The organism is Niveispirillum sp. KHB5.9 (assembly GCF_048066115.1).
Lineage (GTDB): Bacteria > Pseudomonadota > Alphaproteobacteria > Azospirillales > Azospirillaceae > Niveispirillum.
This window is the reverse complement of sequence record NZ_JBLTYX010000026.1, coordinates 37772-56582: the sequence shown is the minus strand read 5'-3', so window position 1 is coordinate 56582 and position 18811 is coordinate 37772. Positions and strand designations below refer to the sequence as shown.

General features: G+C 65.8%; 22 protein-coding genes and 1 riboswitch. Of the genes, 14 read left to right on the top strand and 8 right to left on the bottom strand.

Going from position 1 to position 18811, the window contains the following annotated elements; translation table 11 throughout:
- Positions 1-32 precede the first annotated feature (32 nt).
- Entirely contained in the window at positions 33-1073 is a 1041-nt protein-coding gene (gene mutY / locus ACM9HJ_RS27525) for an A/G-specific adenine glycosylase (protein WP_416575005.1), read from the bottom strand.
- A gap of 61 nt (positions 1074-1134) precedes the next feature.
- Here mutY and ACM9HJ_RS27520 point away from each other — a divergent pair, with 61 nt between their 5' ends.
- Positions 1135-1608: a DUF721 domain-containing protein gene (locus ACM9HJ_RS27520; protein WP_416574997.1), complete on the top strand. Its 474-nt coding sequence runs from the start codon at positions 1135-1137 to the stop codon at positions 1606-1608.
- 99 nt (positions 1609-1707) lie between these two features.
- Here the strand turns inward: ACM9HJ_RS27520 and ACM9HJ_RS27515 are convergent, their stop codons facing one another.
- Together ACM9HJ_RS27515 and ACM9HJ_RS27510 are read right to left on the bottom strand one after the other, a co-directional pair.
- Positions 1708-2241, bottom strand: coding sequence for a carboxymuconolactone decarboxylase family protein (locus ACM9HJ_RS27515; RefSeq protein WP_416574996.1), 534 nt, complete (start codon positions 2239-2241; stop codon positions 1708-1710).
- 244 nt (positions 2242-2485) lie between these two features.
- Entirely contained in the window at positions 2486-3025 is a 540-nt protein-coding gene (locus ACM9HJ_RS27510; RefSeq protein WP_094454183.1) for a peroxiredoxin, read from the bottom strand.
- 153 nt (positions 3026-3178) lie between these two features.
- Here ACM9HJ_RS27510 and ACM9HJ_RS27505 point away from each other — a divergent pair, with 153 nt between their 5' ends.
- The 3 genes from ACM9HJ_RS27505 to ACM9HJ_RS27495 all read left to right on the top strand — a co-directional run bounded on the left by ACM9HJ_RS27505 (position 3179) and on the right by ACM9HJ_RS27495 (position 5558).
- Positions 3179-4099: a LysR substrate-binding domain-containing protein gene (locus ACM9HJ_RS27505; RefSeq protein ID WP_416574995.1), complete on the top strand. Its 921-nt coding sequence runs from the start codon at positions 3179-3181 to the stop codon at positions 4097-4099.
- 83 nt (positions 4100-4182) lie between these two features.
- Positions 4183-4551 carry a hypothetical protein gene (locus ACM9HJ_RS27500; RefSeq protein WP_416574994.1) on the top strand — a complete coding sequence of 123 codons (369 nt, stop codon included), beginning with the start codon at positions 4183-4185 and terminating at the stop codon, positions 4549-4551.
- Positions 4552-4886: 335 nt separating this feature from the next.
- The gene (locus tag ACM9HJ_RS27495) at positions 4887-5558 is read left to right on the top strand and encodes a TerC family protein (RefSeq protein WP_416574993.1); all 672 of its coding nucleotides are present in this window, start codon (positions 4887-4889) and stop codon (positions 5556-5558) included.
- Between the two features lie 49 nt (positions 5559-5607).
- On the opposite strand, the gene ispH is transcribed toward ACM9HJ_RS27495, so the two are convergent.
- Positions 5608-6579 carry a 4-hydroxy-3-methylbut-2-enyl diphosphate reductase gene (gene ispH, locus ACM9HJ_RS27490; protein WP_416574992.1) on the bottom strand — a complete coding sequence of 324 codons (972 nt, stop codon included), beginning with the start codon at positions 6577-6579 and terminating at the stop codon, positions 5608-5610.
- 165 nt (positions 6580-6744) lie between these two features.
- Between ispH and ACM9HJ_RS27485 the strand changes: the two genes are divergently transcribed.
- The 8 genes from ACM9HJ_RS27485 (at position 6745) to ACM9HJ_RS27450 (ending at position 14905) form a co-directional block, all read left to right on the top strand.
- Positions 6745-7287, top strand: a complete 543-nt coding sequence (locus tag ACM9HJ_RS27485) for a hypothetical protein (RefSeq protein ID WP_416574991.1) — start codon at positions 6745-6747, stop codon at positions 7285-7287.
- A 61-nt stretch (positions 7288-7348) separates the two neighbouring features.
- A riboswitch (glycine riboswitch) is annotated at positions 7349-7450 on the top strand.
- Between the two features lie 168 nt (positions 7451-7618).
- Positions 7619-8737: a glycine cleavage system aminomethyltransferase GcvT gene (gene gcvT, locus ACM9HJ_RS27480; protein ID WP_416574990.1), complete on the top strand. Its 1119-nt coding sequence runs from the start codon at positions 7619-7621 to the stop codon at positions 8735-8737.
- Positions 8738-8773: 36 nt separating this feature from the next.
- On the top strand, positions 8774-9145 hold the full coding sequence (gene gcvH / locus ACM9HJ_RS27475) for a glycine cleavage system protein GcvH (protein WP_416574989.1): 372 nt from the start codon (positions 8774-8776) through the stop codon (positions 9143-9145).
- Complete coding sequence (gene gcvPA / locus ACM9HJ_RS27470; protein ID WP_416574988.1) at positions 9145-10491, top strand: aminomethyl-transferring glycine dehydrogenase subunit GcvPA; 1347 nt, start codon at positions 9145-9147, stop codon at positions 10489-10491. The genes gcvH and gcvPA overlap by 1 nt, the downstream gene beginning before the upstream one ends.
- Positions 10491-12095 (top strand): aminomethyl-transferring glycine dehydrogenase subunit GcvPB, encoded by a 1605-nt coding sequence (gene gcvPB / locus ACM9HJ_RS27465; protein WP_416574987.1) that lies wholly within the window; start codon positions 10491-10493, stop codon positions 12093-12095. Before gcvPA ends, gcvPB begins: the two co-directional genes overlap by 1 nt.
- Positions 12096-12220: 125 nt before the next feature.
- Positions 12221-13063, top strand: coding sequence for a substrate-binding periplasmic protein (locus ACM9HJ_RS27460; protein WP_416574986.1), 843 nt, complete (start codon positions 12221-12223; stop codon positions 13061-13063).
- A gap of 80 nt (positions 13064-13143) precedes the next feature.
- Positions 13144-13710, top strand: a complete 567-nt coding sequence (locus tag ACM9HJ_RS27455; RefSeq protein WP_416574985.1) for a class I SAM-dependent methyltransferase — start codon at positions 13144-13146, stop codon at positions 13708-13710.
- A gap of 13 nt (positions 13711-13723) precedes the next feature.
- Entirely contained in the window at positions 13724-14905 is a 1182-nt protein-coding gene (locus tag ACM9HJ_RS27450; RefSeq protein ID WP_416574984.1) for an aminotransferase, read from the top strand.
- 53 nt (positions 14906-14958) lie between these two features.
- Here the strand turns inward: ACM9HJ_RS27450 and ACM9HJ_RS27445 are convergent, their stop codons facing one another.
- From ACM9HJ_RS27445 to ACM9HJ_RS27430, 4 genes are read right to left on the bottom strand one after another with little or no spacing between them, the layout of a single operon-like run.
- On the bottom strand, positions 14959-15573 hold the full coding sequence (locus ACM9HJ_RS27445) for a histidine phosphatase family protein (protein ID WP_416574983.1): 615 nt from the start codon (positions 15571-15573) through the stop codon (positions 14959-14961).
- 3 nt (positions 15574-15576) lie between these two features.
- Positions 15577-16476: an oxygen-dependent coproporphyrinogen oxidase gene (hemF, locus tag ACM9HJ_RS27440; RefSeq protein WP_416574982.1), complete on the bottom strand. Its 900-nt coding sequence runs from the start codon at positions 16474-16476 to the stop codon at positions 15577-15579.
- 36 nt (positions 16477-16512) lie between these two features.
- Positions 16513-16998: a tRNA (cytidine(34)-2'-O)-methyltransferase gene (locus ACM9HJ_RS27435; RefSeq protein WP_416574981.1), complete on the bottom strand. Its 486-nt coding sequence runs from the start codon at positions 16996-16998 to the stop codon at positions 16513-16515.
- A 4-nt stretch (positions 16999-17002) separates the two neighbouring features.
- A complete protein-coding gene (locus ACM9HJ_RS27430) occupies positions 17003-17245 on the bottom strand; it encodes a hypothetical protein (RefSeq protein ID WP_416574980.1) in 243 nt (80 codons plus the stop codon).
- A 263-nt stretch (positions 17246-17508) separates the two neighbouring features.
- Between ACM9HJ_RS27430 and rpmB the strand changes: the two genes are divergently transcribed.
- Both rpmB and ACM9HJ_RS27420 read left to right on the top strand, forming a co-directional pair.
- Positions 17509-17805, top strand: a complete 297-nt coding sequence (rpmB, locus tag ACM9HJ_RS27425) for a 50S ribosomal protein L28 (RefSeq protein ID WP_054166970.1) — start codon at positions 17509-17511, stop codon at positions 17803-17805.
- Between the two features lie 124 nt (positions 17806-17929).
- Positions 17930-18712, top strand: coding sequence for a queuosine precursor transporter (locus ACM9HJ_RS27420; protein WP_416574979.1), 783 nt, complete (start codon positions 17930-17932; stop codon positions 18710-18712).
- The last annotated feature ends 99 nt before the right edge of the window (positions 18713-18811 follow it).

The following is an 18811-nucleotide window of genomic DNA, read 5'->3' as shown; positions in this document are numbered from 1 at the left end:
CGTGTGGGCTCGGGGCCTCCGCCCGGAAAGCATCAGGCACGCAGGCCGTGACGCAATATCTTCATCATCACTGTGGGCAGGGCCTCATCGCCCAGCGCATCCGGCGCGACCCAGACCAGGTCCTGCCCGCCGCCGGCACCGGCCGCCCGGCCCGCCACAACGCCAATCTCGAACTCGAAATGGGTGAAAGTATGACGGACCTGGCCGGGCAGCGGCTGCCAGTCGATGCCGGCCAGCGGCGCGTGGCTGCGTGACGTCGCCAGGGCGGGCATGGGGGCGGACTCCCACGGCGTCGTCGGCACCTCCATCATGCCACCCAGCAACCCCTTTTCCGGCCGGCGGCGCAGGGCGACATAGCCGCGCGCATCGGTCAGGACGAAGGCCAGGGCCCGGCGCACGGGCTTGGCGGCTTTGGCGGTTTTGGCCGGCAGTTCCTCGGCAATGCCCCGCTTGCGCGCCAGGCACGGATCGGTCCAGGGGCAGAGGATGCAGCGCGGCTTGCGGGGCGCGCAGATGGTGGCGCCCAGATCGAACAGGGCCTGGGTGTAATCGCCGGGCCGGCGGTTTGGCACCAAGGAAGCCGCATGGGCACGCAGGATCGGCTTCGATCCGGGCAGCGGATCGGTGACGGCATACAGGCGGGCCATCACCCGCTCGACATTGCCATCCATGGCGGTGGCGGGCTTGTCGAAGGCGATGGCCAGGATGGCGGCAGCCGTATAGGCACCGATGCCGGGCAGGGACAGCAGCCCCTCCTCCGTATCCGGAAAATGCCCGCCATGGTCGGTGGCGACCGCGACGGCGCATTTGTGCAGGTTGCGGGCACGGGCGTAATAGCCCAGGCCGGCCCAGGCGCGCAGCACATCGTCCAGGTCGGCGGCGGCCAGATCGATGACGGTGGGCCAGCGGTCCAGGAAATTCTGGAAATAGGGGCCGACCGTGGCCACCGTCGTCTGCTGCAGCATGATCTCCGACAGCCAGACGCGATAGGGATCGGCCACCTCCCCCGGTGCGAAGCGCCAGGGCAGGATGCGGCGGTGGCGGTCGTACCAGGCCAGCAGCAGGCCCTGCATCCCGCCGGGCTGGTCAGCGGCGGTGCGATCTGCTTTGATGGCGGCATCCCTGGAGACGCTCATGAACAACCCCGGTGGTTTCGGCCCGCAACGGCTTGGACGGACATTGAACAGCATTGCCGGCAAGGCCCTGGGCAAGGACGGCATGGCGTTCGGCGCGCTGTTGACCGACTGGGCCGCCATTGTCGGCGGGCGCCTGTCGGAACAGACGGCACCGCTGAAACTGGCCTTCCCCGCCGGGCGCCGGGAGAATGCCGTGCTGCATGTCCGGGTGTCCAGTGCGGCGGCGTTGCTGATCCAGCATGAGGAACCGCAGATCCTGGAACGGATCAATTCCTTCATGGGCTGGCGGGCCGTGGCGCGGCTGAAGCTGGTGCATGCCGGGCCGGTATTGCCGCAGAAAAGCTATGCCCTGAAACCGGTGAAGCGCCTGGACCCGGTCAAGGAAAAGGAACTGGCCGAAACGGTGGGCACCATCGAAAACGAGGAATTGCGCGCCGTGCTGGAGCGGCTGGGGCGAGCGGTTGTGGGGTGAAAACAAAACGCCCCGGCACCTTTACGGCACCGGGGCGTCTTTGCGCCTATCGTAGGTCAGGTCGAGCCGAAGGCGAGCCCTGACCTACGGAACAATGCCTTACGCGGCCAGCGCGTCCTCGGCGTCCAGGACGGTGGCGACGGCGTGGATGACGGCGGCGATGCGCACGACATCCTGCACGTTCTCCTTGGTCGCCCCCTTCTGGATCACTTCATGCTCGTGGGCGTCGATACACATGCCGCAGCCATTGACGGCGCTGGCGGCCAGCGACCACAGCTCGAAATCGACCTTGGAAGCGCCGGGATTGGCGATGATGTTCATGCGCAGACGCGCCGGCATCTTGGAATATTCCTTGTTATCGGCCAGATGCACGAAGCGGTAATAGATGTTGTTCATGCCCATGATGGCGCCGGCAGCCTTGGCGGCCGTCAGGTTCTGGGCATCCAGGTGGGCGCTGGCATCGGCGACGATGGCCTTGGTCACCTCGGCATTGCGGCTGGCGTAAGCCGCGGCGATGGCCGTGCCCCAGGCCTGCAGGGCTGAGAGCGATGAGGTGGTCAGCACCGAACCCAGGTTCAGCTTCAGATCCTTGGCATAGTCGGGCAGGCGCGACTTCAGCGCGTCGATGGACATGGTTTCATCTCCGGTCAGGGAAAAGGTCATGACGTCGGGCGCGGCGCGAAAGGCCGGTGCGCGGGACGGTCAGGTTTTCAAAAATGACGGCGCCTGCGCGAATGCGGCAGCCTATCGGGACGGCGCTGGGGGAAACGCCGGAATTGAGACCCTTCGCACGCCACGGCGAAGGGGGGTGATGGGCGCCCCAGGTGATCGGGGGGATCGGGGCGCCCATCGTCAAAGGTCAGCGATCGCGGGTGGATCAGCCGACCTTCAGCACGTCCTCGCCCTTCTGCCAATTGCAGGGGCAGAGTTCGTCGGTCTGCAGGGCGTCCAGGGTGCGCAGCACTTCCTGGACATTGCGGCCGACCGACAGGTCATGGACGGAGGCGAAGCGGATGATGCCCTCCGGATCGACGATGAAGGTGGCGCGCAGGGCAACGCCCTCGTTCTTGTCCAGAACGCCCAGCCCGGCGGACAGCTCACGCTTCACGTCGGCCAGCATCGGGAACGGCAGATCCTTCAGGTCGGCATGGTTCTGGCGCCAGGCCAGGTGCACGAACTCCGTGTCGATCGAGGCACCCAGCACCTGGGCGTCGCGGTCGGCGAAGTCGCCGTTCAGCTTGCCGAAGGCGGCGATCTCGGTCGGGCACACGAAGGTGAAGTCCTTCGGCCAGAAGAACACGACCAGCCACTTGCCCTTGTAGGTGTCGTTGTTGATCGTCGTGAAGGCCGACTTGATGTCGGTGGAAACGGTGGCCTTCAGGTCGAAAGCGGGGAACTTATCGCCAACGGTCAGCATAAGTGCAACTCCAGTTTATTTGGGTTGGTTAATGATGCGGTGCCAGAAACAGGCCCCGGCCGATACAGCTATCGGCCTGAGGCGTCGCAGATATGTGGCTATCGCACCGCAAAATCCAATCGCATCTTCCGACTGCCGTCATAGGATGAACCAATGAACCCGGCGAACATCACCCTTCGGCAGTTGCGTTATCTGGTGGCCCTGGCCGACACGCTCCATTTCGGACGCGCGGCGTCAGCCTGCCATGTTTCCCAGCCTTCCTTGTCCGCGCAGATACAGCAGCTGGAGGAAATGCTGGGCTCCACCCTGGTGGAACGCACCAAGCACCGGGTGCTGCTGACGCCGGCCGGGGAGGATGCGGTGGAGCGTGCCCGCGCCATCCTGGGCCAGGTGGACGATCTGTCGCAGGCCGTCCGCGCGTCGGGCCGGCCCCTGTCGGGCGCCCTGCGCATGGGTGTCATCCCCACCAGCGGGCCCTATCTGCTGCCGCGTGTACTGCCGGCCCTGCGCGCGGCATATCCCGAGCTGAAGCTCTATCTGCGCGAGGACCTGACCGAACGCCTGCTGGACCGGCTGCGGGCCGGCGACCTGGACGTCGGCCTGCTGGCCCTGCCGGTGACGGAGCCGGGGGTGGAGATGCTGCCGGTCTATACGGAGCCCTTCCTGGTCGCCTTGCCGCGTGGCCACCGGCTGGACAATGCCGATGCGGTGGAGGAAGGCGAGCTGGCGGACGAGAAGCTGCTGCTGCTGGAGGATGGGCACTGCTTTCGCGACCAGGCGCTGGATGTCTGTGCGCTGTCGGGGGCCCAGGCCGGCGACGGATTCGCCGGCACCTCGCTGGCCACCCTGGTCGAGATGGTGGCGGGCGGGCTGGGCCTGACCCTGTTGCCGGCATTGGCCGCCCCGTCGCTGGCCGCCAACGATCAGATCGGCTTGCGGCGATTCGCCGAACCGGCGCCGACACGCACCATGGCGCTGGTCTGGCGGCGTGGCAGCCCGCGCAGCGGCGACATCCGCCGCCTGGCCGATGTCATTATCAAGCACCTGCCCGAAGGCGCACAGGCGGTTCGTTAACCGACACTTGCCGTTCGGCACGCCAACGCCCATTCTAGGAAGAAGTGCCCCGATCGTCGGGGCAGCCGCCACGGAAGCGACGCGTGACCATCGACCGGTTGCTTGTCCTGTTGCTGAGCCTGTCATTCCTGCTGCTGGCACCGCCCGCAGCCGCGCATGATATTGGCCAGCCGGCGGCCCCGGCCATCCTGTCCGAACAGAAAGGGGAGAAACCCTCCCCCGGCCCGGTCCCTTCCCCCGACGATACCGCCCTTTTCCTGCTGACCGCCGTACCGGAGGCACCATCCCCGGCCGGCACCGACGATAGCGGCGGCCATGACGGCTTGGCCCTGCCGGCCGCCACCGCCCTGCCCTGCACGCTGCACGCCGATCATGAGGCGTCGTCCACGGGGCTGGCCGACACGCATTCGCACCGTGCCCGCCCCTGGGCCACCGGTCCGCCGCGCGCCTGACGGCACCTCGCCGCTCCGGCTGGGGCGGCTCAACCTGCTTAATTCTCCATACGCCCTCGCTTTCATTCATGACTTTGAATGAAAACGCTCCTCTATTGTCATTTATTAAGTAAAGAAAATCGCGATTATTTGTATTTCTTAAAATAATGTTTGACGAGACGCTCGAAATCACTCAATCTTCTTCCGTCCTGTCATCATTCATGCAGGATCCAACTGCCAAGACTTTAAAACCCGCCCTTGTTCATGCAAGGGCGGGCTTTTTTCGTTCCCCATCGCCAGCGACCCGGCCCCCGTGATAAGACACGGCGGAAATCGGGGCGAAGGGGTATTCGCAAATGGAAATGTTTTTCGAGGTCTCGTTCTGGAACGCCCTCTGGCAGGTGATCCTGATCGACATCGTGCTGGCCGGCGACAATGCCATCGTCGTGGGCCTGGCGGCCGCCGGCGTGGCCGCATCGCATCGCGCCAAGGTGATCTTCTGGGGCATCGCCGCGGCCGTCGTGCTGCGCATCATCTTCGCGCTGCTGACCACGCAGCTGTTGCAGATCGTCGGCTTGACGCTGGCCGGCGGCATCCTGCTGCTCTGGGTCTGCTGGAAGATGTGGCGTGAGATTCGCCAGCACAAACAGGAAGACCTGGGCGCCGAGGTCGCGGACGAGGCGGTGAACCCCGACGGGACCAATCCCGGCGCCGAAGCCCTGCCGTCCGGTGGCACCAAGACGGTGCGTCAGGCGATCATCCAGATCGTCATCGCCGACGTGTCCATGTCGCTGGATAATGTGCTGGCCGTCGCCGGTGCCGCGCATGAGCATCCGGAAGTGCTGATCCTGGGCCTGGCTTTGTCGGTGGCCTTCATGGGTGCGGCCGCCACGGCCATCGCCAAGCTGCTGGCCCGCTTCCACTGGATCGCCTATCTGGGCCTGGCCGTGATCTTCTATGTGGCCGTCAAGATGATCATCGATGGCTGGCACCAGGTGGAACCGCTTGTGGCCGCCCATCTCGGGTAAGGGTTGTCGGCATCCACGTCCCCGGCCTTTGCCGGGGACGTGGATGAATTCACTCCGCCGCCAGCACGCGCGGCAGCTTGAACACCACGTTCTCCGTGGCCGTCACCACTTCCTCCACCGTCACGGTGAAGCGCTCCCGCAGGGCGGCCAGCACCTCATCCACCAGCACTTCCGGGGCCGAGGCACCGGCGGTGATGCCCAGGATGCGGATTTTCTCCAACCGGCTCCAGTCGATCTGCGCCGCCCGCTGCACCAGCATGGCGCGGGTGCAGCCATGGGCACGCGCCACCTCCACCAGCCGCACGGAATTGGACGAATTGGGTGCGCCCAGCACCAGCAGCGCATCGGCCTTGGGGGCGATGGCCTTCACCGCCCCCTGGCGATTGGTGGTGGCGTAACAGATATCCTCCCGCTTCGGGCCGGAAATGGCCGGGAACCGCTCGCGCAGGGCATCGACGATGGCGCCGGTATCATCCACGGACAGGGTCGTCTGGGTGGCAAAGGCCAGATTGTCGGGATCGGCGACCTGCAGCGTCGCCACATCCTCCACCGTTTCCACCAGCTTCACCGTCCCTTCCGGCAACTGGCCGATGGTGCCCACCACCTCCGGGTGGCCGGCATGGCCGATCAGCAGGACGGTGCGCCCGGCCTCGTGATGATGTTCGGCCTCGCGATGCACCTTGGAGACCAGGGGGCAGGTGGCGTCGACATAGATCATGTTGCGGCGCTGCGCTTCGGCCGGGATGGCCTTGGGCACACCATGGGCGGAGAAGACGACGGGCCGGTCGTCCGGTACCTCGTCCAGTTCCTTGACGAACACCGCGCCCTTGGCCTCCAGGCTTTCCACCACGAAGCGGTTATGCACGATCTCATGCCGGACATAGACCGGGGCGCCGAACTTTTTCAGGGCCACTTCCACGATCTGGATGGCACGGTCCACCCCGGCGCAGAAGCCGCGCGGGGCCGCCAGCAGGACGTTCAGCGGCGGCAGGGGGGTGGAGACGGCGTTATTCTCGGACATGATGCTGGAAGTGTCCCTGTCGATACGTGTCAGGCTCGGGGGCCACGCTTGCGCGGCCGGATGCCCACCTATATTGTCGCAACCCGGCGTGTGGGAAGGTGCTGCCATTCTTAAGACATGGTCACCGCCCATTCAGTCCCGGTAATGGAAGTGAACGGACCTTTGATGACCAGCCCCTTGATGAGCACCCGGCCCGACCATAGCCCGGTTTCCCCGGCCAGGAAAGCCGCCCGCCGTTGGACCCTGGCCGCTGCTGCCGGCATGGGCATGCTGGCGCTGGCCGGATGCGCCGAGAATGACGCGATGGTCGCGGGCTGCCCCAATGTCGGCGTCCTGCGCGATGCCGGTACGCTGCGCAGCGACCAGGGTGTGGCCATCCTGTCGGGCATCCTGGCCAATTGCGGCTATGATGACAGCTCCGTCACCATCGCCGCCAACCTGATGATCACCGGCCGTGCGGCCGAAGGGGCCAGCGGCGGATCGATCCCCGTCACCTATTTCGTGGCGGTCACCGATCCCAACCGCAACATCATCTCCAAGAAGAGCTTCACCACCAGCGTCCCGGTGGGCAGCGACATCCAGGAGAGCCTGACCCAGGTCATCCCGGTGCCCAAGACCATGGATGCGCGCTGGTTCGAGGTGCTGGTCGGCTTCCAGCTGACGCCGGAGCAGGTGGCGGCCAACCGCACCAATAATGAAGGGCGCTGACCCTCACGACTATCCATTGACACGGGCGCCGCAAAGCGTAGGTTGACGCCCGCAAAGCCGATGACCCCATGCGGGAGAGACCGGTGCCCTGGTGACAGGGTGACCGGCGCCGAAGGAGCAACCGCCCCCGGAAACTCTCAGGCAAAAGGACCGCGAAGGGTAGGCGCATCTGGAAAGCAGGCGGGTCCGGCAACGGGCCGACAGCCCACCGACGGAGTAAGCGGACGCCGAATGGCGACGCGAATCTCTCAGGGGCCAGGACAGAGGGGGGCAGCCGCCGCGGGGAGGGTCCCCGTGACGGGTGAACTCTGTCTTATGGGAGTGCCCCGCCTTGGGTGACACCAGCCTGCTGCGTACCCCGCTTTATGACCTTCACGTCGAACTGGGCGCTCGGATGGTGCCGTTCGCGGGCTATGACATGCCCGTGCAGTATCCGCTAGGCGTGCTGAAGGAACATCTTCACACCCGTGCCAGGGCCGGCCTGTTCGACGTGTCGCATATGGGTCAGGTCCGCCTGCGCGGGCCCGGCATCGACGCGGTCATCCAGGCGCTGGAAGCTCTGGTGCCGGGCGATATCGCCGCACTGGCGCCGGGCCGCATCCGCTACACCATGTTCACCAACGATGCCGGCGGCATCCTGGACGATCTGATGGTGACGCGGTTCGAGGATCACCTCTATGTCGTCATCAATGCCGGCTGCAAGACCGAGGATCTGGCGCATCTGAAGGCGAACCTGCCTGCCGATGTGATCATCGACTATCTGGGCGACGATGCCGGCCTGCTGGCCCTGCAGGGCCCGGAAGCGGCGACCGTCATGGCCCGCCTGCTGCCGGAAGCCGCGACCATGGGCTTCATGAGCGCGCGGGCTGCCGTGATCCAGGGCATTCCGGTGCAGATCAGCCGCTCCGGCTATACCGGTGAGGATGGGTACGAGATCAGCGTCGGTGCCACCGATGCCTCAACGCTGGCCCGCCTGCTGCTGGCGCAGGAGGAGGTGGAGGCCATCGGTCTGGGTGCGCGCGATTCGCTGCGCCTGGAAGCCGGGCTGTGCCTCTATGGCCATGACATCGACACGGGCACCAACCCGGTCGAGGCCGCCTTGACCTGGACCATCTCCAAGCGCCGCAAGGCCGATGGCGGGTTCCCCGGCGCCGCAATCGTACAGGCACAGCTGGCGTCCGGCCCGGCCCGCAAGCGCGTGGGCATCCAGCCCGACGGCAAGGCCCCGGCGCGCGAGCACACCGAAATCCAGGACCTGTCCGGCAACCGCATCGGCGAGATCACCAGCGGCGGCTTCGGCCCCACGGCCGGTGCCCCCGTCGCCATGGGCTATGTCGATGCCGGCTTCGCCGCCGTGGGCACCGATGTCCAGCTGATCGTGCGTGGCAAGGCGCTGCCGGCCAAGGTCGCTTCCATGCCGTTCGCCCCGCATCGTTATTTCAAGGGCTGAAGCCCACCGTCACCCCCCAAAAGAAAGAGCCGACCCATGACCATCCGTTTCACCAAGGACCATGAGTGGATCAGCCTGGATGGCGACGTCGCCACCGTCGGCATCACCGATTACGCCCAGAGCGCCCTGGGCGACGTGGTGTTCGTCGAGGTGCCGGATGCCGGCAAGGCCCTGACCCAGGGCTCCGAGGCCGCCGTCGTGGAATCGGTGAAGGCCGCTTCGGAAATCTACGCCCCGGTCGATGGCACCGTCGTGGAGGGCAATGCCGCCCTGGCCGATGAGCCCGCCCTGGCCAATACCGACCCGCAGGGTGCCGGCTGGTTCTTCAAGATGACGATCGCCAACCAGGCCCAGTTCGACGCCCTGATGGACCAGGACGCCTACAACACCTTCATCCAGGGTCTGTGATGCGCTACCTGCCCCTGACCGATGCCGACCGCAGCGCCATGCTGACCACCATCGGGGTGGACAGCGTGGATGCCCTGTTCCGCGACGTACCCGACCATGCCCGGTTGCCCGGCAAGATCGCCAGCCTGCCCGACCATAAGGGCGAGCTGGAGGTCGAGCGTCATTTGTCCCGTCTGGCCGCCAAGAACGTGTCGGCCGGGTCCGTGCCGTTCTTCGTGGGTGCCGGTGCCTACAAGCACCATGTGCCGGCGTCGGTGGACCAGATCCTGCTGCGTGGCGAGTTCCTGACCAGCTACACGCCGTACCAGCCGGAAGTGACCCAGGGCACGCTCCAGTACCTGTTCGAATTCCAGTCGCAGGTGGCCCTGCTGACCGGCATGGATGTGGCCAACGCGTCGATGTATGACGGCGCCACGGGCACGGCCGAGGCCGTGCTGATGGCGGCGCGCATCAACAAGCGCGACAAGGTCATTCTGTCCGGCGGCCTGCACCCGCATTACCGCGAGGTGGTGGAAACCACCTGCGGCGTCATGGGCATGGATATCCGCGCCCAGGCGCCGGACTGGAAGAACGCCGAGGATCTGGCCGCATTGCTGGACAGTGAGACGGCCTGCGTCGTCGTCCAGACCCCGTCTTTGTTCGGCCATCTGCGCGACTTCACCGCCCTGTGCGAGGCGGCCCACGCCAAGGGCGTGCTGGTCATCGTGGTGGTCACGGAAGTGGTCAGCCTGGGCCTGCTGCCGTCCCCCGGTTCCATGGGGGCCGATATCGTGGTCTGCGAGGGCCAGTCGATCGGCAACGGCCTGAATTTCGGCGGGCCTTACGTGGGCCTGTTCGCCACGCGTGACAAGTTCGTGCGCCAGATGCCGGGCCGCCTCTGCGGCGAGACGGTGGATGCCGATGGCAAGCGCGGCTTCGTGCTGACCCTGTCGACCCGCGAGCAGCATATCCGCCGCGAAAAGGCGACGTCGAACATCTGCACCAATTCCGGCCTGTGCGCGCTGGCCTTCACCATCCACCTGTCGCTGTTGGGCGAACAGGGGCTGACCCAGCTGGCCGCCATCAACCACGCCAACGCCGTGACGCTGGCCGACAAGCTGTCGGCCATCAAGGGCGTGACCGTGGTCAATGACGGGTTCTTCAACGAATTCACGGTCAAGCTGCCCAAGAAGGCAGCGAAGATCGTGTCCAAGCTGGCCAAGGAGAACATCCTGGCTGGCGTGCCGGTCAGCCGCCTGTACCCGGATGTGGAAGGGCTGGAAGACCTGCTGCTGGTCGCCGTGACGGAGACGGGCAGCGTGGAAGACATGGACGCGCTGGTGCGCGGCCTGGAGGAGGTTCTCTGATGGCCATGAACAATCAGGGTCGCGACACTAAGCCTCACGCTGTCGCCGCAAGCGGCGACGGGCCCCACGCCGTGGAAGTCACCAGCGAGTTGGTCACCTTCACCGGCAACAAGGCGCTTCAGCAGGAAGAGGCGCTGATCTTCGAACTGGATAATCCCGGTGCGGTCGGCGTCGATCTGCCGGAACCGGTGACGGCCACCACCCGCCTGGGCGGCCTGACCGCCCGGGGTGCCATCGGCCTGCCGTCCCTGGCGGAGCCGGACGTGGTGCGCCATTACACCCGCCTCAGCCAGAAGAACTTCGCCATCGACACGACCCTCTATCCGCTGGGGTCCTGCACGATGAAGCACAATCCGCGCCTGAACGAGAAGATGGCCCGGCTGCCGGGCTTCAGCGACGTCCACCCGCTCCAGCCGGTGGAAACCGTCCAGGGTGCGCTGGAACTGATCGACCAGTTGGCGCATTGGTTGAAGACCCTGACCGGCATGCCGGCCGTCGCCATGTCGCCGGGTGCCGGCGCGCATGGGGAGCTGTGCGGCCTGATGGCCATCCATGCGGCGCTGGATGCGCGGGGCGAGAGCCATCGCCGCCGCGTGCTGGTGCCCGAGTCCGCCCATGGCACCAACCCGGCCACCGCCGCCTTTTGCGGCTTCACCGTCGATACGATCCCGGCGGAGGAGAATGGCCGCGTCAGCGTGGAGGCCGTGAAGGCCAAGCTGGGCGATGATGTCGCCTGCATCATGCTGACCAATCCCAACACCTGCGGCCTGTTCGAACCGCAGATCAGGGAGATCGCCGACGCCGTGCATGCGGCCGGCGGCTATTTCTACTGCGACGGCGCCAATTACAACGCCATTGTCGGCCGGGTCCGCCCCGCCGACCTGGGCGTCGATGCCATGCATATCAACCTGCACAAGACCTTCTCCACCCCCCATGGCGGCGGCGGTCCCGGTTCCGGCCCGGTGGTCTTGTCCGACGCGCTGGCCCCCTTCGCACCCCTGCCCTTCGTGGTGCACGGCAAGGACGGGTTCACGCTGGTCGAGCATGCCGGTGACGCCGGGGAGGCCAAGCCGTTCGGTCGCCTGAAGGGCTTCCATGGCCAGATGGGCATGTTCGTGCGGGCACTCGCCTACATGCTGTCCCATGGGTCGGACGGGTTGCGGCAGGTGTCGTCGGATGCCGTGCTGAACGCCAACTACATCCTGGCCAGCCTGAAGGACGTGATGTCGGCGTCCTTCGACGGGCCTTGCATGCATGAGGCGCTGTTCGATGATCGCTTCCTGAAGGGCACGGGCGTCACCCCGCTGGACTTCGCCAAGGCGATGATCGACGAGGGCTATCACCCCATGACCATGTATTTCCCGCTGGTCGTGCATGGGGCGCTGTTGATCGAGCCGACGGAGACGGAGAGCAAGCGCACGCTCGACACGTTCATCGGCACCATGCGCCACCTGGCGGAAAAGGCGAAAGCCGGCGATCTGGCGCATTTCCAGGCCGCCCCCCGCCTGACGCCGCGCAAGCGCCTGGACGAAACCCAGGCGGCCCGCAAGCCGGTGCTGCGCTGGGTGAAGCCGGCCGCACCGGTGGCCCAGGCGGCGGAATAATCATACGAATGGCGGCTGGCGAAGGCCATTCCAGGTCTTCACCAGCCGTTTTTGCATTACATTTGTTTCCAGCATACGAAGTCATCGCGTGATTTGTGCGGCGGTGCGGGGTATATTCCGCACCCATGCGCTTTTCCTTGCCGCGCCTGACGCGCTCCCTGCCGGTCCTTGCCGCCTTCCTGGTTTTTTCCGCCGGGTTCAACGGAGTGTGCGCCCGCGAACTCACGCCGGCCGAACGCACCCGCCCCATCGTCATCGCATCCGATCCCTGGTGCCCCTATGCCTGCGATCCCGACGCGGATGGGCGCGAAGGCTATATGGTCGACCTGACCCGCGAGATTTTCGAAGGGCTTGGCTTCAAGGTCGAATATCGCATCGTCAATTTCGCCACGATGAAGCGCATGGCCAAGGATGGCAGCGCCACCGCCCTGCCCGGCATGGGTTCCACCATGGATGGCGCGGTCGTGCTGCCGGCATTGGCCCAGGGCAATTCGGCCAATGCCGTGGCCATGTCACGCGCACAAAGCTTCACCTATGCCAAACCACAGGACCTGGAGCGGTTCCGCCTGGGCGTGATCAAGGATTACGACTATGGCGGCATGTTACAGGAGTATGTTGACCAGAATATCCAGAATCCGGACCGGATTATCGTTTTGAGCGGTTTCGGCTATTCGCATCTGGTGCAGGGGCTGCGGATGCTGACGGCGGGCCGGCTGGACATGCTGATGGACGATCACAACGTCCTGCGCTGGCAGGTCCGCCGCCTGGGGCTGGACCAGCAGGTGGTGGCGGTATCGCTGAAGGATGATGCCGACCTGTTCGTCGGCTTTTCCCAGAACGATCCCCGTTCCGCGGAACTGGCCCGGATCATGGCGGAAGGCACGCGCCGCCTGCGCGACAATGGCAGGCTGGCCGCCATCATGCGCAATTACGGGCTGGAGGAACTGGCCTTTCTGCTCAGCAACTGATTTTCGTCGCCAAAGCGGGCCGGTTTTCTCTACCCTTGCGGCCACACCCGGATGGTCGGGCGGCGGGAAAGGGTTTGGCGATGAGCGACGAATTGCCGGTGGTTCTGCATGTCGGCTGCGGCGTGGCGGACCCCGCCAAACTGCCGGACCAGTTCTTCACCCCCGGCCAGTGGCGCGAACTGCGCTATGACATCGACCCCGACGTGGCGCCCGACATCATCGGCACCATCACCGACATGACCAACATTCCCACGGCATCGGTCGATGCCATCTGGTCCTCGCACAATGTCGAACATCTCTATCCGCACGAAGTGCCGTTGGCGCTGGCGGAATTCCGCCGCGTGCTGAAGCCCGGCGCCTTCGCCCTGATCACTCTGCCGGATTTGCAATCCGTCGCCGAACTGGTGGCGGCGGGCAAGCTGGAGGAACCGGCATATTACTCCTCCGCCGGCCCCATCGCCCCCATCGACATCCTGTATGGCTGGCGCCTGCCGATCGCCAATGGCAACCACTACATGGCCCACAAGACCGGCTTCGTGCAGAGCAGCCTGCAGCGGGCCATGGAGGAGGCGGGCTTCGTGGGCACGCAGGTCATCCGCGACGGGAGCTTCGCCCTGTGGGCCAAGGGTTTCGCACCGCTGCCGTGAACCGGAAATCACCATGAAATCGGGCAATTCCATCCTTTCATCCTACGGCACCACCATTTTCGAGGTGATGTCGCGCCTGGCCGACCAGCACAAGGCCGTGAACCTGGGCCAGGGATTTCCCGACGGCAATGGCCCGCCCGATGTGGTGGAAGCGGCCGCCCGGTATCTGGCCGACGGCTGGAACCAGTATCCGCCCATGCCCGGCCTGCCGTCATTGCGCCAAGCCCTGGCCACCCATAATGCCCGCTTCTATGGGCTGGAGGTGGATTGGGCGACGCAGACGCTGGTGACCAGCGGCGCCACGGAGGCGCTGGCCGCCTGCCTGTTCGGCCTGCTGGAACCGGGCGACGAGGTGGTGCTGTTCCAGCCGCTTTATGACAGCTACGTCCCCATCATCCGCCGCGCCGGCGCCATTCCCCGATTCGTCAGCCTGAAGGCACCGGACTGGTCGTTCACGGCCGCGGACCTGGATGCGGCCTTCAGCGACAGGACCAAGCTGGTCCTGATCAACAACCCGCAGAACCCGGCCGGCAAGGTCTGGGGCCGGGAAGAGCTGGAACTGCTGGCATCGCGCGTCATCGCCCATGACGCCATGGCGCTGTGCGACGAGGTCTATGAGCATCTGGTGTTCGACGGGCGAAAGCACATTGCGCTGATGTCGCTGCCCGGCATGGGGGAGCGGACGCTGCGAATCGGATCGGCGGGCAAGACCTTCTCGCTGACCGGCTGGAAGGTGGGCTATGTCACGGCACCGGCCGCCCTGCTGGGCCCGGTGATCAAGGCCCACCAGTACCTGACCTTCACCACGCCGCCCAACCTGCAGCATGCGGTGGCATTGGGCCTGTCCAAGGACGATGCCTATTTCGCGGGGCTGGCGGGCGATATGCAGGCGCGGCGCGACCGGCTGTCGGCGGGGCTGACGGCCGCCGGTTTGAAGGTCCTGCCCTGTGCCGGTACCTATTTCCTGACCGTCGATCTGGCGGCCAGCGGCATCGACGAGGATGACAAGGATTTCTGCCGCCGCCTGACCGAACAGGTGGGCGTGGCCGCCATCCCGATCAGCGCCTTTTTCGAGGTGGATGCGCCCACACATCTGGCCCGCTTCTGCTTCTGCAAGCGGGACGAGGTGCTGGACGAGGCGATCAGCAGGTTGGGTAAGTTGCGTAGGTCAGGTCGAGGCGGAGCCGAGCCCTGACGGTATAGTTTGCAATCCGTTTCTGTCAGGGCTCGCCTCCGGCTCGACCTGACCTACGCCAATTCCTCCACCCCATCGGCCGACAGCCGGAACACCTTGTCCTGCGGCACGGGCAGGCAGCAGGCGGTTTCCTGGTCCTGGGCCGCATAATAGGCGCGCAGGATGCGCCCGCTCATGCCATGGGAAATGGCGATGGTTGGCCTGTCCACATCCGCCACGAAACCCAGCAGCCGTTCCTGCACCCCCTCGTAACGCTCTCCGTTGGGCGCGTGGAACTGCCAGCCATAGGGGCCGTGCGCCGCCAGCCAGGGATTGGCCGCCTCCACCTCGCGTCGCGTCATGCCTTCCCAGTCGCCGAACGATACCTCGGCCAGGCGCGCGTCAAGACTGACGGGCAGGTCCAGGTGGCGGTTGATGATCCGCGTCGTCTCCTGCGTGCGGCCCAGGGGGCTGGAGACCAGCCGCACCGCATCACGCCAGCCGGGAATGGCATCCACCAGCCGCAGCAGGATGCGGCCCACCTGATCGGCCTGCGCCCGGCCCAGGTCGGTCAGGTCGCTGTCCATCTGGCCCTGGCAGCGGGCCTCCACATTCCAATGGGTCTGACCGTGGCGCACCAGCAGGATGGGGTGGCCAGCGATGATCCGGCGTTCAAGCATCATGTCCATGGGTCAGGACCATTTCACTTCGGGCGGCAGGCTCATCAGGATAGCCTCGATATTCCCGCCGGTCTTCAGGCCGAACAGGGTGCCGCGGTCATGCAGCAGGTTGAATTCGACATAGCGGCCGCGGCGGACCAGTTGATGCTCGCGCTGTGCCTCGTTCCAGAACTGATGCATGCGGCGGGCGACGATCCGGGGATAGACATCCAGGAACGCCTCCCCCACCGCCTGGGTGAAGGCGAAATCGGCCGCCCAGTCGCCGCTGTCCAACTGGTCATAGAAGATGCCGCCCACACCGCGCGGCTCGTTCCGGTGCGGCAGGAAGAAGTAGCGGTCGCACCATTCCTTGAACCGCGCGTAATAGTCGGCGCAATGCGCGTCGCAGGCGGCCTTCAGGGCCGCGTGGAACTCCGCCTTGTCCTGTTCGGTTTCCAGCCCTTCCAGGAACATCGGCGTCAGGTCGGCCCCGCCGCCGAACCAGTTCTGGCTGGTCACCAGCATGCGGGTATTCATATGGACGGCGGGCACCAGGGGGCTGCGCATATGGGCCACCAGGCTGATGCCGCTGGCCCAGAAACGGCCATCGCCGGCGGCCCCGGTGATGGAACCGCGGAATTCCGGGGAGAAGGTGCCATGGACGGTGGAGACACTCACCCCCACCTTCTCGAACACCCGTCCCTTCATGATGCCCATGACGCCGCCACCGCCCTCGGCCCCGTCATGATTGGGCCGGTCCCACGCCTTGCGCTCGAACCGGCCCGGCGGCAGGCCGGCATGCGGGCCGGAAGCCAGATCATCCTCCAGCGTCTCGAACGCCGCACAGATGCGGTCGCGCAGCGATTCGAACCAGGCGCGGGCCTGGGCTTTGCGGTCGGCCAGGGTCTCGGGGGAAGGCAAGGGGGTGGGCATGGGCGAATCCAGCGTGCGACGATACTGGATCAGGGTTTAACCCGTGACGCCCGCACTTGGAATGGCTGTTTCGGCCACACCGGTTCCCACCTGCCGCAGGACCTCGCCCAGCACCATGGCGGCGGCGATGGCGACATTCAGCGAACGGGTACCCGGCCGCATGGGGATCAGCACCCGCAGGTCGGCCGCCCCATGCACCTCGTCCGGCACGCCCGCACTCTCCCGGCCCAGCAGCAGGATGTCGTCGGGGTGATAGGTGATGTCCGTATAGGGCACGGCCCCGCGCGTGGTCAGCAGGACCAGACGGCCGCGGCACTGGGCCTGGAAGGCATTCCAGCTGACATGGCGGGTGACGTCGGCATGGTCGGCATAATCCATGACGGAGCGCTTCATGCGCTTGTCATCCAGGATGAAGCCGCAGGGTTCGATGATGTCCAGTCCGACGCCGGTGCAGGCGCCAAGGCGCATCAAGGTGCCGGCATTCTGCGGAATGTCAGGCTGGTAAAGGGCAAGACGGGGCAAGATGTTACGTCAGCACGTCCAGGAACATGCCACGGCGGTAGCGGGCGGGCAGACGCAGCATGCCATCCACGATCAACGCCGCCAGTTCCTTGGCATTGGGCCAGCGGTTGCCGGGCCGGCCCATCTGGATGGGGCGCCCGCCGGGACCGGTGACGGCCAGGACGCTGCGCCGACCGCCACCTTCGACGGCGGAGCCGCCCAGACCCGTGGGCCCGGCGGAGGTGGGGTTCATGCGCGTATCGACCATGGCGTGCCTGCTGCGTTTGCACTGGAATAACGGGAATCGAGTCTATAGGGAATGGGGCCCGGGGAAAAGTATGCATGCGTATGGGCGCATGGCGGATTTGCCGGTGCTTTCAGGCCCCCACGGGCTTGACTCTGCACCACCCCTCGTTTATCAACGCGGCTTCGTTGGCCGGGGACCGCCCTGGCCGGCAAGGTCAGTTTCGTCTCAAGGCCGGCCCCGGGCCCTTTTCCGTGGCCGCCAGCAGCATAGAGAATAGGTGTTCCATGTCCCGCAAGTGCGCCGTGACCGGCAAGGGTGTGCAGACCGGTAACAACGTGTCCCACGCCAACAACAAGTCCCGTCGGCGCTTCCTGCCGAATCTGCAGGAAACCTCGCTGATGTCCGACGCGCTGGGTCGCATGGTCCGTCTGCGCCTGTCGACCAACGGCATCCGCACGATCGAGCACAAGGGTGGCCTGGATGCAGCATTGCTGGACATCGCCGACGCCAAGCTGGATGTCGATGCCCGCAAGGTGAAGAAGCAGATCCAGAAGGTGCTGGCCGCCAAGACCGCCGCCTGATCGGCGTCTTCTGGTTCCAGTATCGCTGCTGACGGTATCGTCGGCCCCGCGAGACACCCGTACGGGTCGTTTCGCGGGGCCGCTGCCGTTTGCGGCTGTTCTCTTTTCGCTAGAGACCGCCCCAATGTCACTGTCCCCCGCCGATCTGATCGCCTTCCTGAACGGCGTGCCGCCGGAGGCGCTGCTACTGTTCCAGGCCCTGTTCTGTTTCGGCGTGATTCTGCTGATGACCCGGCTGTTCGGGGCGGCAGGCTTATACCTCTACATCGCCACGGCGGTCATCGCGGCCAATGTCGAGGTGCTGAAGGCGGTGCAGTTCGGCTTCTACGACCATCCGGTCGCCATGGGCACGGTGCTGTTCGGATCGACATATCTGGCGACCGACATCCTGACCGAACATTACGGGCGGGAAGCGGCGCGCAAGGCGGTGTTCCTGGGCTTTGCCGCCTATCTGCTGTTCACGATCTTCATGATCCTGACGCTGGGCTTCCGCCCGATGACGGTCGAGCAGGCGGGAACCGACATGGCGTGGGCCCTGCCCATGCAGGACCATATCGCCGCCTTGTTCACCCCCGCCCCGGCGCTGTTTGCAGCCGGCATGACGGCGTACCTGACCAGCCAGCTGTTCGATGTCTGGGTCTATCAGCGCATCCGGGGGGTGACCGGCGACCGGCACCTGTGGCTGCGCAACAATGGCAGCACCATGCTGTCGGCCCTGGTCGACAATGTCATCTTCTCCGTCCTGGCCTGGGTGGTGTTCGCCCCAGACCCGGTGGGTTGGGAAGCACTGCTGCACACCTATATATTGGGCACCTACGGCATGCGCGTCGTGCTGTCGCTGCTGGACACGCCCTTCATGTACCTGTCGCGGCGCATGGTGCGGCGGGTCGGCGGGCTGCCGGTGTGATTGAGCGGGGCGTGGCCCGCTGTTAGGATCGGGTACATGGACAATGCCTTTCCCTCTCCACCGGAGCCGGTAACCGCCGAACGTGTCGCCCGCGTGCAA

Excerpts from the sequence above, each read along its gene's own strand:
- mutY (WP_416575005.1), bottom strand. The coding sequence starts at position 1,073 with ATGCAGGGCCTGCTGCTGGCCTGGTACGACCGCCACCGCCGCATCCTG.
- ACM9HJ_RS27520 (WP_416574997.1), top strand. The coding sequence starts at position 1,135 with ATGAACAACCCCGGTGGTTTCGGCCCGCAACGGCTTGGACGGACATTG.
- ACM9HJ_RS27515 (WP_416574996.1), bottom strand. The coding sequence starts at position 2,241 with ATGTCCATCGACGCGCTGAAGTCGCGCCTGCCCGACTATGCCAAGGAT.
- ACM9HJ_RS27510 (WP_094454183.1), bottom strand. The coding sequence starts at position 3,025 with ATGCTGACCGTTGGCGATAAGTTCCCCGCTTTCGACCTGAAGGCCACC.
- ACM9HJ_RS27505 (WP_416574995.1), top strand. The coding sequence starts at position 3,179 with ATGAACCCGGCGAACATCACCCTTCGGCAGTTGCGTTATCTGGTGGCC.
- ACM9HJ_RS27495 (WP_416574993.1), top strand. The coding sequence starts at position 4,887 with ATGGAAATGTTTTTCGAGGTCTCGTTCTGGAACGCCCTCTGGCAGGTG.
- ispH (WP_416574992.1), bottom strand. The coding sequence starts at position 6,579 with ATGTCCGAGAATAACGCCGTCTCCACCCCCCTGCCGCCGCTGAACGTC.
- ACM9HJ_RS27485 (WP_416574991.1), top strand. The coding sequence starts at position 6,745 with ATGACCAGCCCCTTGATGAGCACCCGGCCCGACCATAGCCCGGTTTCC.
- gcvH (WP_416574989.1), top strand. The coding sequence starts at position 8,774 with ATGACCATCCGTTTCACCAAGGACCATGAGTGGATCAGCCTGGATGGC.
- gcvPA (WP_416574988.1), top strand. The coding sequence starts at position 9,145 with ATGCGCTACCTGCCCCTGACCGATGCCGACCGCAGCGCCATGCTGACC.
- gcvPB (WP_416574987.1), top strand. The coding sequence starts at position 10,491 with ATGGCCATGAACAATCAGGGTCGCGACACTAAGCCTCACGCTGTCGCC.
- ACM9HJ_RS27460 (WP_416574986.1), top strand. The coding sequence starts at position 12,221 with ATGCGCTTTTCCTTGCCGCGCCTGACGCGCTCCCTGCCGGTCCTTGCC.
- ACM9HJ_RS27455 (WP_416574985.1), top strand. The coding sequence starts at position 13,144 with ATGAGCGACGAATTGCCGGTGGTTCTGCATGTCGGCTGCGGCGTGGCG.
- ACM9HJ_RS27450 (WP_416574984.1), top strand. The coding sequence starts at position 13,724 with ATGAAATCGGGCAATTCCATCCTTTCATCCTACGGCACCACCATTTTC.
- ACM9HJ_RS27445 (WP_416574983.1), bottom strand. The coding sequence starts at position 15,573 with ATGGACATGATGCTTGAACGCCGGATCATCGCTGGCCACCCCATCCTG.
- hemF (WP_416574982.1), bottom strand. The coding sequence starts at position 16,476 with ATGCCCACCCCCTTGCCTTCCCCCGAGACCCTGGCCGACCGCAAAGCC.
- ACM9HJ_RS27430 (WP_416574980.1), bottom strand. The coding sequence starts at position 17,245 with ATGGTCGATACGCGCATGAACCCCACCTCCGCCGGGCCCACGGGTCTG.
- rpmB (WP_054166970.1), top strand. The coding sequence starts at position 17,509 with ATGTCCCGCAAGTGCGCCGTGACCGGCAAGGGTGTGCAGACCGGTAAC.
- ACM9HJ_RS27420 (WP_416574979.1), top strand. The coding sequence starts at position 17,930 with ATGTCACTGTCCCCCGCCGATCTGATCGCCTTCCTGAACGGCGTGCCG.